This window comes from Halomonas sp. GFAJ-1 (assembly GCF_000236625.2).
Taxonomy (GTDB): Bacteria; Pseudomonadota; Gammaproteobacteria; order Pseudomonadales; family Halomonadaceae; genus Vreelandella.
In genome coordinates, this window is the sequence record NZ_AHBC01000051.1 from 88,599 (window position 1) to 103,301 (window position 14,703).

Consider the following 14,703-nt stretch of genomic DNA (forward strand, 5'->3'; position numbering starts at 1 on the left):
ACGTGTAAAGTACGTCTGCCAGTGTCGATGTTGCCGTCAACTAAGGAGTAGTTTCCACGATGGTAAGACTCGATAAAAAAGCCACTAGGCTCTATGTCCTAGACACTAACGTCCTTATCCATGACCCTGCAGCGCTCTACCATTTCGATGAGCACGATGTGGTTATCCCTATGACGGTGCTTGAGGAGCTAGACAAGCACAAAAACGGGGCACGTGAGATCGCCCGCACGGCGCGGCAAATTAGCCGTACCCTCTCCGACCTTACCAACCAAGTCACCTTTGATGAGATACAAAAAGGCATACCCATTCCGCGTATCAGCGGCGAGTCCGGGCGCCTGCACTTTTTGTGTTACAGCGACCTAAAAACCTTTGATGCGTTAGACGACAGTCCAGACAACCGAATTTTGGCGGAAACTTGCCAGCTGCGGGATGAGCGCCCCGATGCCTCCGTCATACTGATCACCAAAGATATTAACCTACGCGTTAAAGCCGCCGCGCTTAAAGTGCCGGTAGAGGATTACCTTAACGACCGCGCCTTCTCCGATAGCGATGCCATGATTGAAGGCGCCCAGATATATGCATCGGCAGGCCAGAACGGCGCGTCGCTATGGGAAACGCTAAATGTGGATGTGACCGTCGAGCGGGTCGACCACCACACCTTCTACCTACTGAACGGCAATATGCCCCGCCATTGGCATGTGGGCATGCTGGTATCGGATAGCGAAAATGGCGCTGAGTTTGAAGCCATTGTGCGCGAACTTTCCCCCGTATCAGCCCGCCTGCAGCTGCTCACCAACTACCGTCACCATGCCGGGGTTTGGGGCGTCCACGCCCATGACAGCCGCCAGAATTTCACGCTTAACCTACTGATGGACCCGGATATAGACCTTGTCACCATTGCTGGCAATGCAGGTACCGGTAAAACCTTCATGACGCTGGCCGCGGCTTTCCAGCAAACCCTAGACGCCAAGCAGTTTGAGCGCATCGTGTTTACGCGGGCGCCCATTCCCATGGGCGAAGACATTGGCTTTTTACCGGGCACTGAAGAGGAGAAGATGACGCCCTGGATGGGCGCTTTCCACGACAACATGGATAACTTACTGCGCAATGAAGAAGGCGAATCCAGTTGGGATAACGGCGCCACACGGCAGCTGATTGGCTCGCGGGTGCAAATTCGCTCGCCCAGCTTTATGCGTGGGCGCACCCTCAACGACACCTTTTTGATTATCGACGAGGCCCAGAACTTCACTCCCAAGCAACTGAAATCGCTGGTCACCCGGGCCGGCCGCAATACTAAGATTGTTTGTTTAGGTAACGTTGGCCAAATCGACACCCCTTACCTTACCGCCAACACCTGCGGCATGGCCGCTGTGGTCGAGCGTTTTAGGGATTGGCCCCACGCAGGACATATCACCCTAACCAACGTAGAGCGTTCACGCTTAGCGCTTGCCGCAGAAGAGCTGTTATAGCGCCGACCTCAGAAGCCTTCACTAACCTATGTGGTTAATTAAATCGTTTCAGCCCGGCCCACTGTGCAATGTGCTTCAGAACCGCACTTCAGCACCGTGGGCTGTTTCTTGGCTGCATGTTTAGCGATCAACGGTATCCGATGGGCTCCCTTTCCAAGGGTTCTCAACGCCTACGGTATCTGCGGCAAAAGCCTTGCGCTCACCTAACGGCCGAGGCTTACCCACCGTCGTATCGTTATAGGTTTGGCGCTCCATCTCACAGTTCACTTCTGCCCCAAACAGCACAACAAAGGCTGAGAGCCAAAACCACAGCATTAACGCCACCACCGCACCAAGAGAGCCGTAGAGTTCGCTAAAGCTCGAAAAGTAGCGCACATACAGCGATAAACCACCCGAGCCCAGTAGCCACATCGTTGTGGCAAACAGCGTGCCATAGCTTAACCACTTCCACTTGGCAGCGCGGCGATAGGGGGCAAAGCGGTATAGCAGTGCGATCAAAGCACTCATAATGACAAGCAGTGCTGGCCAGCGCAGCCACTGAAGCACTTTATTCAGTGGTGGGTCCACTGCCAACATGTCTACCGCCATGGGCACCACCGCAATAAAGCCGAGTGATACGAGGGTCATCACGATCAGCCCAAACGTCAGCGATAACAATACGCCAAGGCGCAGTAGCGCGGGTCGCTTCTCCTGCTGGCCATAAACCACGTTTAGCCCCACGATTAGAGTAGAAACGCCTTTAGAAGCGATATACATGGCCGTTAATAAACCGGCCAGTGCAGTCATCACGCTCCCCGACTGCGCACTTTCGACGACATCCTGGGCCTGCTGATCGATCAGGTTCGCCGCATCCGGCGGCATAAAGCGGCTAACTTCATACAGCTGGCGCCCGGCTTCAACAGGGTCGAACATCAAGCCCCATAGCGAGATAACCGCCGCAATTGTAGGAAACAGCGCCAACAGCGCATAAAACGCGATGCCAGCCGCATACATCGTGATGCGGTCGCGCCGCGCTGCACGTAGAACGCGCCAAGCAATATCGTACCAACCCATGCGTGTTATATCGTCAGGGGTCGTGGCCTCACGACCTCTTGAATCTGTTTGTTCAGGCGACTCTAACTCAAGCTCTCGATGTTTAGCATTTTGATCGCTCATCGCAGCCCCTCCCACAGTAACAAGAGCGCCAGCACCACAGCGAACGCCATCATCAAACCGCTGCCATGGTGACGCATCCATGCTTCACTGGATAAAAGCCGCGTTAGCCGCCCCATCGCGAACTGCTCGACGGCCAGCGCTGCATTAACGCTTGCTCCTTTTACCTTTTGGCATTTGTGTGCCACGGCGCTTGCCACCTCTACAGTGTTTATGGCGACTACGCTATATAGCCACCATAAATCGCCTTCCGGCGGCCGCTTGGCACGCAGGTGCCGCAGCCAGTAAAAGCTTATTACCACCAGCAGCACACCCACCGGAAATGGCCATACAATTCCCAGCCACTCATCCATTGGCGGTAACACAACGCTGCCCTCTGGCAGCGGAAGCCATAGCGGGGTCGTCAGCGCGGCAATAACCGCGAAAAGCCATGCTCCCGGCTGGAAAGCATCGCTGCCCCCCTGGTGGCGCTGCTGCCATTGGCGCCATACACATACGCTCACTAGCGCTGCCGTGCCGATAGCGGCCCAGGTTAACAGCATAATTAAGAGCGTATGCTCCATCTCGTAAAGGGCGTGTTTAACCCCCCACTTGCTGATCATCCCCGCCGCTAGCGCACCGGTTAACGACACCCCAGGCAGCGCGACGAGCGCAAACAGCAGCGGCGTCGGCCAACGGGGCATGTGCTCGCTAATACTGGTTCCCATAAATAGCGCCCCCTTCGCCAGCGCATGATGGGCAGCAAACAGCACCACACCTGGCAGCAGCAGCGGCCACACCCCGGGCGCAACAAGTCCCATCGCTACCATGGCGGTTAACATGCCCATCTGGCTAATACTGGAGTAGGCTAACACGGCCTTAGGATGGTGCTGCCAAACCCCATAAATCGCCGCGCCAAATGCCGCGGCCAAGCCTGCCACCAGCATCCAGTTACCCAGCTGAATCAACTCAGGGGAAAGGCCATCAAACCCTAACGGCAGTACGTTAAGCCAGCCTAATAGGCCCGCTTTTATCATGGCACCACTCAACACCGCACTTGCCGGGGCTGGAGCAACCGGATGGGCCAACGGCAGCCATACATGCAGACCAATAACCCCCGCCTTTACGCCAAACCCAAGCCATAGCAAAAGCGCCATAAGAGCGCCCTGGTCGGCTTCGGCAATTCCTTCCCGAACCCCCTCAAGTGACAAGGTTTCCGCAGTGCCTGCCGCCCACAGAAAACCGCCGAGAATCAGCCCTTCGCCTATCACAGCCAATATTAAATACGCCTTGCCCCCCAGCCGCGCCTCCTGGCTGCCGCTGTGTACCACTAGGGCATAAGCAGCAAACGTCATTAACGCGAAGCCTAGGTAAAAGCTGGCAATATCCTGAGCAATAATCAGCAGTACGTTGCCCAAAAACGTCAGCGGCCAAAGCAGTGCCAAGCGCAGCAAGCGGCGTTCGGCAGCATGATCTCCCGCCTGGGCCTTCGCCTGTTCAGCGGCGAAATACCCTCGCCCATGCACCGCAGCCAAACTCCATAGTAGGGTAGTAAACACAAGCCACGGGCGAGTTAGCGCATTCAACTCCCAGAAACCACCCAGCATCCATGCCTCAATGACCCACTGCGCCTCTCCGCCATAGGCCAGCAGTAACGCAGGCCAGGAAGCCGTTAGCCACGTCAATGTAAAGTAGTGGCGCGCAGCCACCGGCGTTCGATAGGCCTGCCACACCACATTACCCGCAATGCAAAGTGGCCAAAGCAGAGCCGTAATTAAGAACAGTGTCATCATGGCAGATACTCCCCGACCGCAACCCGCGTTGCCCAGTCCAGTGGGCTAAACGGCAGCCCTGCCAATAAGCCTGCCCCAATGCTTACCACAGCGGTAAATACCGCAGGCCATAGCAACCAGCCATGGGTTTCCAGACGACCAAGGCGCCGCTCCTTTGGCCACTCCCCTTCACCATGGGCAGGCCCCTCGCGGAACCACAGGCGGTGCACAATCGGCAGGAAATAGAGCGCATTTAAGGTACTACTGACCACCAGCACAGCCACCACCCAGTGCATATTGGCCTGAACCGCCCCCACACCCAGGTACCACTTAGTGATAAAACCAGCCACGGGGGGCAGTCCAATCATCCCCAACGCCCCCACCGTAAACGCAATACTGGTGAGCGGCATACGTTTGCCAGCGCCGTCCATTTCATCTATGCGGTGAATACCTAGCTCCTCGGCGTAATTACCAGCGCAGAAGAACAGCGTTACTTTCATCAGCCCCTGGTGCAACAGATGGGCCAGTGCCCCGATGGTGCCAAACGGGCCGAAAAGGCTAACCCCCAGTACAACGTAGGAGACTTGGCTAATGGTTGAAAATGCTAGCCGGGGTTTAAGCTCATGCTGCGCAATTGCCCGCAGAGAGCCATAAATGATGGTGATGGAAGCAGCGATAGCCAGCGCGGTGGTAACGCCTAACTCGACGCTCAGCTCGATCCCGTAAAGATCATAGATAATCCGCATAATGCCAAACGCACCGGCTTTCACTACCGCAACGGCATGTAACAGCGCACTCACGGGGGCCGGGGCCACCATCGCTCTGGGCAGCCAGCCGTGAAAGGGCACCATCGCCGCTTTTACGGCAAGCCCGCCCACTAGCAGCGCAAATATTAGCGTTAGCTGCCCACGGTGATCGTTAAGATAAGGAGAAAGCCCTTGCTCCGACGCAAACGAATGGTCGCTTGTTAAGCTGTAAAGCATCACGACGCCCAACAGCAGCACTACCCCACCCGTTAGCGTGTAGCGCAAATAAACCCGCCCCGCTGCTAACGCTTTAGCGGTGCCCGCATGAACCACCAACGGGTACGTAGACAGCGTCAACATTTCGTAGAAAATTAAAAAGGTAAACAGGTTGCCCGCTAACGCGATCCCCAAGGTACTGGCCACACACAGGCTGAAGAAACCAAAAAAGCGTTTCCGATTAGCCGCGCCTTCCAAGTAGCCAATGGCGTAGATCGTGGTGCATAACCATAAAAGCGACGACAGGCCAGCAAACATTACCCCCAGCGCGTCGGCACGCAGCACAAAATCGATACCGCCGATAATCTGAAAGCTAAAGGTGTCCAGGTGGCCTTGGGACACCCGCCCAATCATTAACGCCACCAGAATAATTTTACCGACAGCAGCCACTAAGTTAACGCTGGTGCGTAGCCGTCGTGCCTCCTCGGGTACAAGAAAGATCACCACGGCTGCAATAATAGAGGTAGCCAAGGTGGCAAGGGGTAACCATGCCGCGTTCATAGGCCACCTCCATGTAATAGCGACAGCGGTAAATGGGCCAGCAATCCCAGGGCAAATGCTGCCAGGGCAAGCCCTAGCGCGACTAGATCCATGCTCGGCGCCAACGGCTGATAGTGGTGCCTGGGGGCGGTTTCATCAAAGGAGTAGCGGAACACACGAAACACGTAGGCCGCGGATAACAGCGTGCCCACCAAAAGCGCTGCGACAGCAACCCACTGCTGGGTCATCACCATCGCCTGTAGAAGCAGCCACTTCGCCGTAAAGCCTGAGCTAGGCGGTAAGCCCATAAGCGTTACGGAAGCGATACCAAACACCAGTAATGACAGCGGCAAACGACGGCTAGTGCCCGCGAGGCCCTTCAGCGAGCTTTCACCTGTGGCAAGAATCAAATTACCCGCTGCCATAAACATCGCAGCTTTCGCCAGCGCGTGCCCCATCAGCTGTAACCAAAACCCCTCCCATGCTAGCGCCTTCGGTAAAGGGGGAATGTCAGGCCCGATCAGTAGAGGAAAAGCCACCATCAAATAGCCCAGCTGGGCTACCGTTGAAGAGGCCACCAGGGTTTTAAGCGAATCTGATCGCCATGCCACCAGACCACCCCACACAATGGCCAGCATTCCCAGCCAAGCGACAAAGCGAGGGGCAAACACCGCATCAGGAAGCAGAATACTCCACAGCATAATTAAGATGAATAGCGATGCTTTAACCACCAGCGCCGCGTGTAGCGCGCTTACCGGAGTCCAAGCACTTTCATGCACCGGGGTTAACCATCCATGTAAAGGAAATAGCGCCGCCTTTAGCGCCAGACCTGCGCCTATTAGCGCTGCGGCTATCCAAGCAACCGGCCCTGGCTCCACGACCTCCGCTAACGCCTGAAGATCCAGCTCCCCCCAGTACCCAAGCACCAGAGCGACACCCAGCAGATAAGCCAGCGACCCTACCAGCGCTAGTAACAGATAGCGCATGCCCGCCAGTAGCGCAGCAGGTTTACCTGATAAAAGCAGCATGCCTACCGCCGCTAATCCCATCAACTCCAGGGCGGCATAAAGCGTTAGCAGATCCGCCGCCAGCCAGATCAGGGAAAGCGCACTGATCAACACACCCATCAAAGGCCACAGCCAGCGCGACTGTTTACCGGGGTTCGTTAAGCGTAAATGTCCCGGGGTATAGAGCGCCGCAGCGGCACCCACCCACTGAGTAACCAGCAGCATTAAAACGCTGGCGCCGCTTAAACGAAGCGACACCGTTACCCCCGCCACCTGCCACTGCCAGCGCAAAAGCCCCCCCTGCTGGTAATCCATCATGAGCAGAACGCCTGCCAACAGAATGGGCACGCAGGCAAGCCCTACAGGTAACGCTCGCCGGGGAGAGCATAGAGCGCCTAAGAGGCCAAAGAGAATCGGCAGTGCTAGCGTCGCGCCTAATGCCCAGTGGGTAAGCCAAAGGGGTTCGAACGTCGTTTCTGTAAGACCAAACCGCCAGTTCATTGGGTGTGCTCCTTGGCCTTACCGTCGTGGCCCAGGGCATCCTCGCCTTCCAGCAGAAGAAGATGACGAATCAACAGCGCCCCTAGTAACGAACCCAGCCAGGCAATCGCCAAGCCAACGCTCACTAATGCCTGCGCGCCCTCCACGGTGCCCGCCATACCGGCAAGCAGGAGAAACACGCCAGAACCAAGAATATTGAAGGCAAGCAAGCGGCGTAGTAAATGGCGATGCAGCGCAAACGCCCCCATGGCCGTTGCCGCAATCAAAACCGCTGCTAGCACAAGGGGATGTTCAGCTGGAGAGTACGCCATTTCAGGCATCACATAGCGGATCGCGCCGCCCATCATTAAGCACCATGCCAGCGCTAACAACGCCCGCGCTAAGCCGTGATGCCAAGAGCCACGTAAATTATCGTAGTAGGTTACGCGCCTACCGCGGGGAGACGTTTCTGCGTCAGAAGGAAACATTCTTAACGCATAAAAAAAGCTCGCCCCCGTTAACAGCGCCCCCAACACAAGCTCGGCTAAAGCCAACCAGGGGGCGCCTAACCACCACCACGCCAAGGTCATGAGCAGGGCAAATACCACGAACAGGCAGCTAGCCCGTAACAGATGACGATCAAACAGGCAGGCAAGCGCTACTACACATAAGCAGAGTGCTAACCCCCCTTCTAATAATATAGAGGAAGCTATCATGCGCCTTCGCTAATCCCTTGCATCGGCTGTAGGGGTAATTACTTTGCCTGCCTTTTAGTCACTTGTCGACGCAGCCCTAGGCTAAACGCCCGCTAAGCCAGCGGCCAATATCGCCTACCTGCTGGGGACAAAGTGCGTGAGCCATTGGGTACTGGCGATAATTCACCTCATACCCCAATGTTTTTAAACGCTCAACCCCACTGCGGCCAAGGGTTTCCGGCACGATGGGGTCAAAATTGCCGTGGTGAGCTTCAATAGGAATGTGCCGGTTGGCGTCGGCTAGCTCGATACTATCGGCGGTCGCAAAGTAGGTCGACATGGCTAACAAGCCGCCTAAAGGCTGAGGGAAAGAGAGCGCGGCCTGGTAAGCAACGGCCCCACCCTGGGAGAAGCCAGCCACAATAATGCGCTGGCTATCAATGCCTTGGTCGATCTGCTCTTGAATCAGCGCCTGAATCCGCTCGGCAGATTTCATCAGCTGGCCTTCGTCTACGCGGCGCCCCAGGTCCATCGCGAGAATGTCATACCAAGCGGGCATCACCATGCCGCCATTGATGGTCACTGGCAGGCGCGGCGCATGGGGCATAATAAAGCGCACATGCGCATCGTCAGGTAGCGTAAGCGCGGGAACCAGCGGCTCAAAATCGTGCCCATCGGCACCTAAGCCATGAATGATAAACACACACGCATCGGCGGGTTGACCATTTTTCGGTTCAATAATCAGTTCGCCTGGGGCTGTCATGAGGTTAATTCCTTGCTGAATTTAAAAGCGCCACCCTAGCGCAAAGTAACGTTAACAGCGAGACATTGTCCGCTTAAAACGGCCAAACCAGCGGAATAAGCGTCAACGAAATGGCACCGGTAAGTAAGTTTAAACCACCGCCCACACGTAAAAAATCGCTTATTCGATAACCACCAGGGCCGTGCACCATTAAGTTTGTTTGATAGCCAATCGGGGTTAGAAAGCTCGCCGAAGCAGCAAACATCACCGCTACCACATAGGGCATCGGATTAACCCCTAGGCTTTCAGCGGCGGCTATCACCACCGGGAAAATAATCACCGCGGCGGCATTATTGGTGACTAACTCAGTGAGCAGCGCTACAACGCAGTAAGTACCAATGAGCAAAAGCAATGGATTACCCGCCACCAGGGAAAGAGCGCCTCCCGCGATAACATCGGCGGCACCGGAGCTTTGCAGCGCTGCCCCCACGCCAAAAGAGGCAGCGATGGTCAGTAGTACTTGGGTATCTAAACCTCGCTTGGCGGCCCCGACTGTGCAGCAACCCGTGAGCAGCGCCAGCGCAGCCCCAAGCATCGCGGCATTGAGCATACTCAACACCCCAAAGGCAGCAAGCAGCACAGCACCCAGCAAAATCGCCCAGGCCAGCGGAGCTTTTTCATGAACCGGGCGCGCTGCGCCGTTCAGCTCGCTGATTAGTAGGAAGTCTTTCGACTGACGGTGGCGCTCAATAAACGGTGGGCGCGCCTCTAATAGCAGCACATCAGCAGGCTGCAAGCGCACTTGCCCTAGGTTACCCGTTACCCGCTCACCGCTCCGGCAAACGGCCAGCACCGCAGCACCGTATAGCGTTCTAAAACGTCCATCGCGGATGCGCTGGCCAATAAACTGACACTGATTAGAAACTACCGCCTCTACCAGCCGGCGCTCCTTAAACTCTTTCTCCAAGCTGGAAGCGCCATCGTGAGAAGGAATTAAACCACGTATCTGCTGCAGCTCAACGGCCGCATCGGAGGTGCCTACAAACACTAACCGATCCCCACCCTTTAGCTGCTCCCCGGGTCCCACGACGCTCACTACGTTACCAGCACGCTCTATTTCGACCAGAAACAACTCCTGCAAATGGCGCAGTCCAGCCTCTTCCACCGTGCGGTCAACCAAAATACCGGCAGGATCAACCTCCATCTCAATGGTGAACTCGCGGGGGTTAGCAAAGGCTTTTGCCATACCCTCTCGGGAAGGCAGAAGACGCGGCCCCAGTAGAATCAGATAAGTAAGCCCAACCACCGCCACAGGAATGCCAACCCAGGCCAAATCAAACAGCCCCATGGCAAAATCAGGGTAACGCTCGACCAGTAGCCCATGCACCACCAGATTAGTACTGGTACCAAATAGGGTAATAGTCCCGCCCAGTATTGAAGCGAAGCTCAGCGGCATTAAAAGCCGCTGCGGGGAGAGACGCAGCCGACGACTCCAGCTCATCACGGCAGGAATATAGGTGGCAACGACGGGGGTGTTATTAAGAAAACCACTCAGTGATGCCACCGGCAGCAGCAACCGCACAAGCGCGCCTCGCTCACTGTTAGGGCGGCCTAGAACATAGCGAATAATGAGGTCGATACCGCCGGTTTCACGAATACTGGCAACCAGTACGTACATAAACGCCACGGTAAACAGGCCGCTGTTGGAAAAACCGCCCAGCGCTTGCTGCGGGTCAATTACCCCCAGCGTCATTAACACCACTACCGCACCCAACAGAATAATATCGGGGCCAAGGCGCGATAGCGCCATCAGTGGAAAGATAGTCAGCACTACCCCAACAGCGATCCAAGCATCCAGCGACATAACCCCACGTCCTTAACAGAAAGCTTTATAAAAAGGCTTAACAAAAAAGCATGGGAGCATTGTGACGCCAATCGCATATTCTAAAAAGTTATTTTTAGAAACAGGTTAAGACCAAAAAAGAATATATGAATGTGAGGTGTGAGGTGTGAGGTGTGAGGTGTGAGGTGTGAGGTGTGAGGTGTGAGGTGTGAGGTGTGAGGTGTGAGGTGTGAAACAGAGTAGATTGGAGTAGAAATAAAAAACCCCGCTCAGGGCGGGGTTTTTCAGCAAGCTAGCATAATGCGCTAGCTGCGAACATCAAGGGTTCTAATTATAGAACTTTGATGTTGGAAGCCTGAAGGCCTTTTTTACCCTGGGTGACGTCGAAGGAAACCTTCTGGCCGTCTTGCAGAGTTTTGAAGCCGTCAGCTTGAATTTCGGAGAAGTGCGCGAACAGGTCGTCGCCATTGTCGTCCGGAGAAATGAAGCCGAAGCCTTTAGTGTCGTTAAACCACTTAACGGTACCAGTTGCCATGATCGAAATCCTCGATAAAGCGAATTATAAAGCCGGGGTAATACCCGAGTTGCAGTGGGTAGAACAAGAAACTTTCACCAGACTCACGCTTGGGCGTTCGATACTGCTGACAACGTTCGACTTGCTAACCAACTGCATTTAGCATGCGCTTAACTTAGCCGCACGTCAACACTATGATGGAAAAAAATGACATTGCAATTACTTTTTTTCCAACATCCAATTTGCCGCTTTTTCAGCGATCATCAGCGTCGGTGAATTAGTATTTCCGCTAGTGATTGTGGGCATTACGCCTGCGTCAGCCACGCGTAAACCCGTTATGCCGCGTACTCTAAGCCGTGCATCAACCACCGCCATCGGGTCGTCTGCTCGCCCCATGCGCGTTGTGCCTACCGGGTGGAAAATTGTCGTCCCAATGTCCCCCGCAAGGCGCGCTAATTCATCGTCGGTTTGGTATTCAACTCCGGGCTTTACTTCCTCCGGTGCGTATTTAGCGAACGCAGGCTGCTCAGCAATGCGCCGTGTCACGCGCAGTGAATCTGCCGCCACCTTGCGGTCTTCCTCAGTGCTTAGGTAGTTAGGTTCAATGGCCGGTGCCGTTTGTGGGTCGCGGTTTTTGATCCGAACCGTGCCACGGCTGGTGGGATTCAGGTTGCATACGCTGGCAGTAATTGCCGGGAAGTTATGCAGCGGCTGACCAAACGCATCCAAACTTAAGGGCTGTACGTGGTACTCAATGTTGGCGTGTTGGTACTCGTCAGAACTGCGGGTAAAAATGCACAGCTGAGACGGTGCCATGCTCATCGGGCCAGAGCGTTTCAACAAATATTCAAGCCCAATCTTGGCTTTACCCACCAAGGAGTTGGCCATGGTGTTCAAGGTTTTAGCGCCATTAACCCTATATACCGAGCGGATCTGTAGGTGATCCTGCAGGTTCTCACCCACCCCAGGAAGCGCTGCCACCACATCAATGCCATGGCGTTGCAGTAGCTCAGGCGCACCAATACCGGAAAGCTGCAGAATCTGCGGCGATCCGATGGCCCCCGCACTCAGTACCACTTCCTTACTCGCCGCAACCTCCATCACGCTGCCCTCGCGTAGAAGTTCTGCGCCTACGCAGCGTGGCTGACCATCTTGCTGCTCAAACAGCAGACGGTTGACGTGGGTAGAGTGCCAGAGCGTCAGATTGGTGCGCTTCTTTATTGGCCGCAAAAACGCCTTAGAGGTATTCCAGCGCCAGCCTTTACGCTGGTTAACCTCAAAGTAGTTAACGCCTTCGTTATCGCCGCGATTGAAATCATCGGTGCGTGGAATACCCGCTTGCACCGCTGCTTCGGCGAAGTCATCCAGCACTTCCCAACTCAAACGTTGCTTTTCGATTCGCCATTCGCCACCGTGGCCGTGGTAACGACGGTGCTCAGCATCGCCATCACCACCGTCATCCAGCCGGTGATGGTCTTCGTGCTTCATGAAATCCGGCAGGCAGTTTTCCCAGCGCCACTCGTCGCTGCCGGTCAGTTCAGCCCAGTGGTCGTAATCCCTTGCCTGACCACGCAGGTAGAGCATGCCGTTAATACTGGAACAGCCACCCAGGGTTTTGCCGCGTGGATAGATCAGCGAACGACCGTTGAGGCCTTTATCAGGCTCAGTGCGAAACAGCCAATCCGTGCGAGGGTTGTTAATGCAATAAAGGTAGCCCACCGGAATATGAATCCAGTGGTAGTTATCCGGCCCGCCCGCTTCAACCAGCAGCACCCGATTATTCGGGTTGGCGCTTAGTCGATTGGCCAACAGGCACCCTGCGGTGCCTGCGCCGATTACGATGTAATCAAAGTTATTAGTAGCAGCGTGTGCCATGAACTGGCTCCCGTAACGTAGCGGCGTTACTTAGCCGTAGGCATTACAAATTCAGCACCCGCGTCGATAGAGTCCGACCAACGCTGCATGATGGATTTCTGCTTGGTGTAAAAGCGCACGCCCTCTTCTCCGTAGGCATGGGTATCGCCAAATAGCGAACGCTTCCAACCACCAAATCCATGCCATGCCATCGGCACTGGAATAGGCACGTTAATCCCCACCATCCCCACTTGGATACGGCGGCCAAATTCACGGGCGACGCTGCCACTTTCAGTGAAGCAGCTCACGCCGTTACCGAATTCATGGTCGTTGATCAGTTGAATCGCCGTGGCAACATCGGGAACGCGCACACACACCAGCACCGGGCCAAAGATCTCTTCTTTATAAATAGTCATCTCAGGCGAAACGTGGTCAAACAGCGTGCCACCCATCCAGAAGCCTTCACCGCAGCCTTCGCCGGTATGGCCGGTGTCAAAATCACGGCCATCAACCACGAGCTCAGCGCCTTCGGCCACGCCTTTTTCGATATACCCAGTAATACGCTGATGCGCCTGCCGGGTCACAATCGGGCCCATTTCCGCATCTAACTGCATACCGTCTTTAACCTTCAGTGCTTTGGCACGCTCGGTGAGCATAGGCACAACTTTATCCCCCACGTCACCCACCAGCACGGCCACGCTAATCGCCATGCAACGTTCACCAGCGGAACCGTAGGCCGCCCCAATCAGCGCATCCACCGCTTTATCCAAGTTCGCATCGGGCATTACCACCATGTGATTCTTTGCCCCGCCCAACGCCTGTACGCGCTTACCGTGTTTGGCACCGCGCTCATAAATCAGGTTAGCAATAGGAGTAGAGCCGACAAACGAAAGCGCTTTAATGTCGGGGTGTTCAATCAGCGCTTCCACCGAATCTTTATCACCCTGCACCACGTTAAACACGCCATCCGGTAGACCTGCCTGCTTAAGGAGGTCGGCCATCATCAGCGATGCGCTGGGATCCAAGGGGCTGGGCTTGAGAACAAAGGTGTTGCCCGCCGCAATGGCAATCGGGAACATCCACATCGGCACCATAACGGGGAAGTTAAACGGCGTAATGCCTGCGACGACACCCAAAGGCTGACGCATAGTCCAGTTATCAATCCCGGTACTGACCTGCTCGGTGTAATCGCCTTTTAGCAGTTGAGGAATACCGCAGGCGAATTCAACAATATCGATCCCCCTGGCCACTTCACCCTGGGCATCGGTAAATACTTTGCCATGCTCTTTGGTAATCGCTTCCGCCAGCTCATCTTTATGAGCGTTTAGCAGCTCCAAAAATTTAAACAACACTCGTGCGCGGCGAATCGGTGGGGTATCCGCCCAAGTGGGAAAAGCAGCCTGGGCAGCCTGAACAGCGGTGTCCACATCCGTTTGCGAGGCCAGTGCTACCCGTCCCGTCACTTTTCCTGTGGCGGGGTTAAATACGTCTTGAGCATTAGCCGAGTCGCCTGCGCTTACTTGGCCGTTAATAAAATGCTGAATAGCGGTTATTGTCATGGGGCTACCTTTATAACGAGTGCTTAAGTAATCAATGATAGCCCAACAGGCTACCCCCCTTTTCACGGCAATCAATTGAGTAATTTTTAACCCAGGTATAAGATTTACTAATAACACACCACTATGGGGAGCCTA

The 14,703-nt window shown here is 55.2% G+C and carries 11 protein-coding genes; 1 reads left to right on the plus strand and 10 read right to left on the minus strand.

Features of this window, described 5'->3' with window-relative positions; all coding sequences use genetic code 11:
• Window positions 1–59 precede the first annotated feature (59 nt).
• Complete coding sequence (locus MOY_RS14545; RefSeq protein ID WP_009101167.1) at window positions 60–1,469, plus strand: PhoH family protein; 1,410 nt, start codon at window positions 60–62, stop codon at window positions 1,467–1,469.
• A 120-nt stretch (window positions 1,470–1,589) separates the two neighbouring features.
• Here MOY_RS14545 and MOY_RS14550 read toward each other — a convergent pair whose 3' ends face one another.
• From MOY_RS14550 to MOY_RS14595, 10 genes are all read right to left on the minus strand, one after another.
• On the minus strand, window positions 1,590–2,624 hold the full coding sequence (locus MOY_RS14550; protein ID WP_009101169.1) for a YihY/virulence factor BrkB family protein: 1,035 nt from the start codon (window positions 2,622–2,624) through the stop codon (window positions 1,590–1,592).
• Window positions 2,621–4,393 carry a complex I subunit 5 family protein gene (locus tag MOY_RS14555; RefSeq protein WP_009101171.1) on the minus strand — a complete coding sequence of 591 codons (1,773 nt, stop codon included), beginning with the start codon at window positions 4,391–4,393 and terminating at the stop codon, window positions 2,621–2,623. Before MOY_RS14555 ends, MOY_RS14550 begins: the two co-directional genes overlap by 4 nt.
• On the minus strand, window positions 4,390–5,895 hold the full coding sequence (locus MOY_RS14560) for a proton-conducting transporter transmembrane domain-containing protein (RefSeq protein WP_009101173.1): 1,506 nt from the start codon (window positions 5,893–5,895) through the stop codon (window positions 4,390–4,392). The genes MOY_RS14555 and MOY_RS14560 overlap by 4 nt, the downstream gene beginning before the upstream one ends.
• Entirely contained in the window at window positions 5,892–7,382 is a 1,491-nt protein-coding gene (locus MOY_RS14565; protein ID WP_009101175.1) for a complex I subunit 5 family protein, read from the minus strand. Before MOY_RS14565 ends, MOY_RS14560 begins: the two co-directional genes overlap by 4 nt.
• On the minus strand, window positions 7,379–8,077 hold the full coding sequence (locus MOY_RS14570) for a DUF4040 domain-containing protein (protein ID WP_009101177.1): 699 nt from the start codon (window positions 8,075–8,077) through the stop codon (window positions 7,379–7,381). The genes MOY_RS14565 and MOY_RS14570 overlap by 4 nt, the downstream gene beginning before the upstream one ends.
• Before the next feature lie 76 nt (window positions 8,078–8,153).
• Complete coding sequence (locus MOY_RS14575) at window positions 8,154–8,819, minus strand: alpha/beta hydrolase (protein ID WP_009101179.1); 666 nt, start codon at window positions 8,817–8,819, stop codon at window positions 8,154–8,156.
• Between the two features lie 73 nt (window positions 8,820–8,892).
• A complete protein-coding gene (locus MOY_RS14580; RefSeq protein ID WP_009101181.1) occupies window positions 8,893–10,662 on the minus strand; it encodes an SLC13 family permease in 1,770 nt (589 codons plus the stop codon).
• Window positions 10,663–10,972: 310 nt separating this feature from the next.
• Window positions 10,973–11,176, minus strand: a complete 204-nt coding sequence (locus MOY_RS14585) for a cold-shock protein (protein ID WP_009101184.1) — start codon at window positions 11,174–11,176, stop codon at window positions 10,973–10,975.
• Window positions 11,177–11,374: 198 nt separating this feature from the next.
• Entirely contained in the window at window positions 11,375–13,030 is a 1,656-nt protein-coding gene (locus tag MOY_RS14590) for a GMC family oxidoreductase (RefSeq protein WP_009101186.1), read from the minus strand.
• Between the two features lie 26 nt (window positions 13,031–13,056).
• On the minus strand, window positions 13,057–14,568 hold the full coding sequence (locus tag MOY_RS14595; protein ID WP_009101188.1) for a CoA-acylating methylmalonate-semialdehyde dehydrogenase: 1,512 nt from the start codon (window positions 14,566–14,568) through the stop codon (window positions 13,057–13,059).
• Window positions 14,569–14,703: the final 135 nt, after the last annotated feature.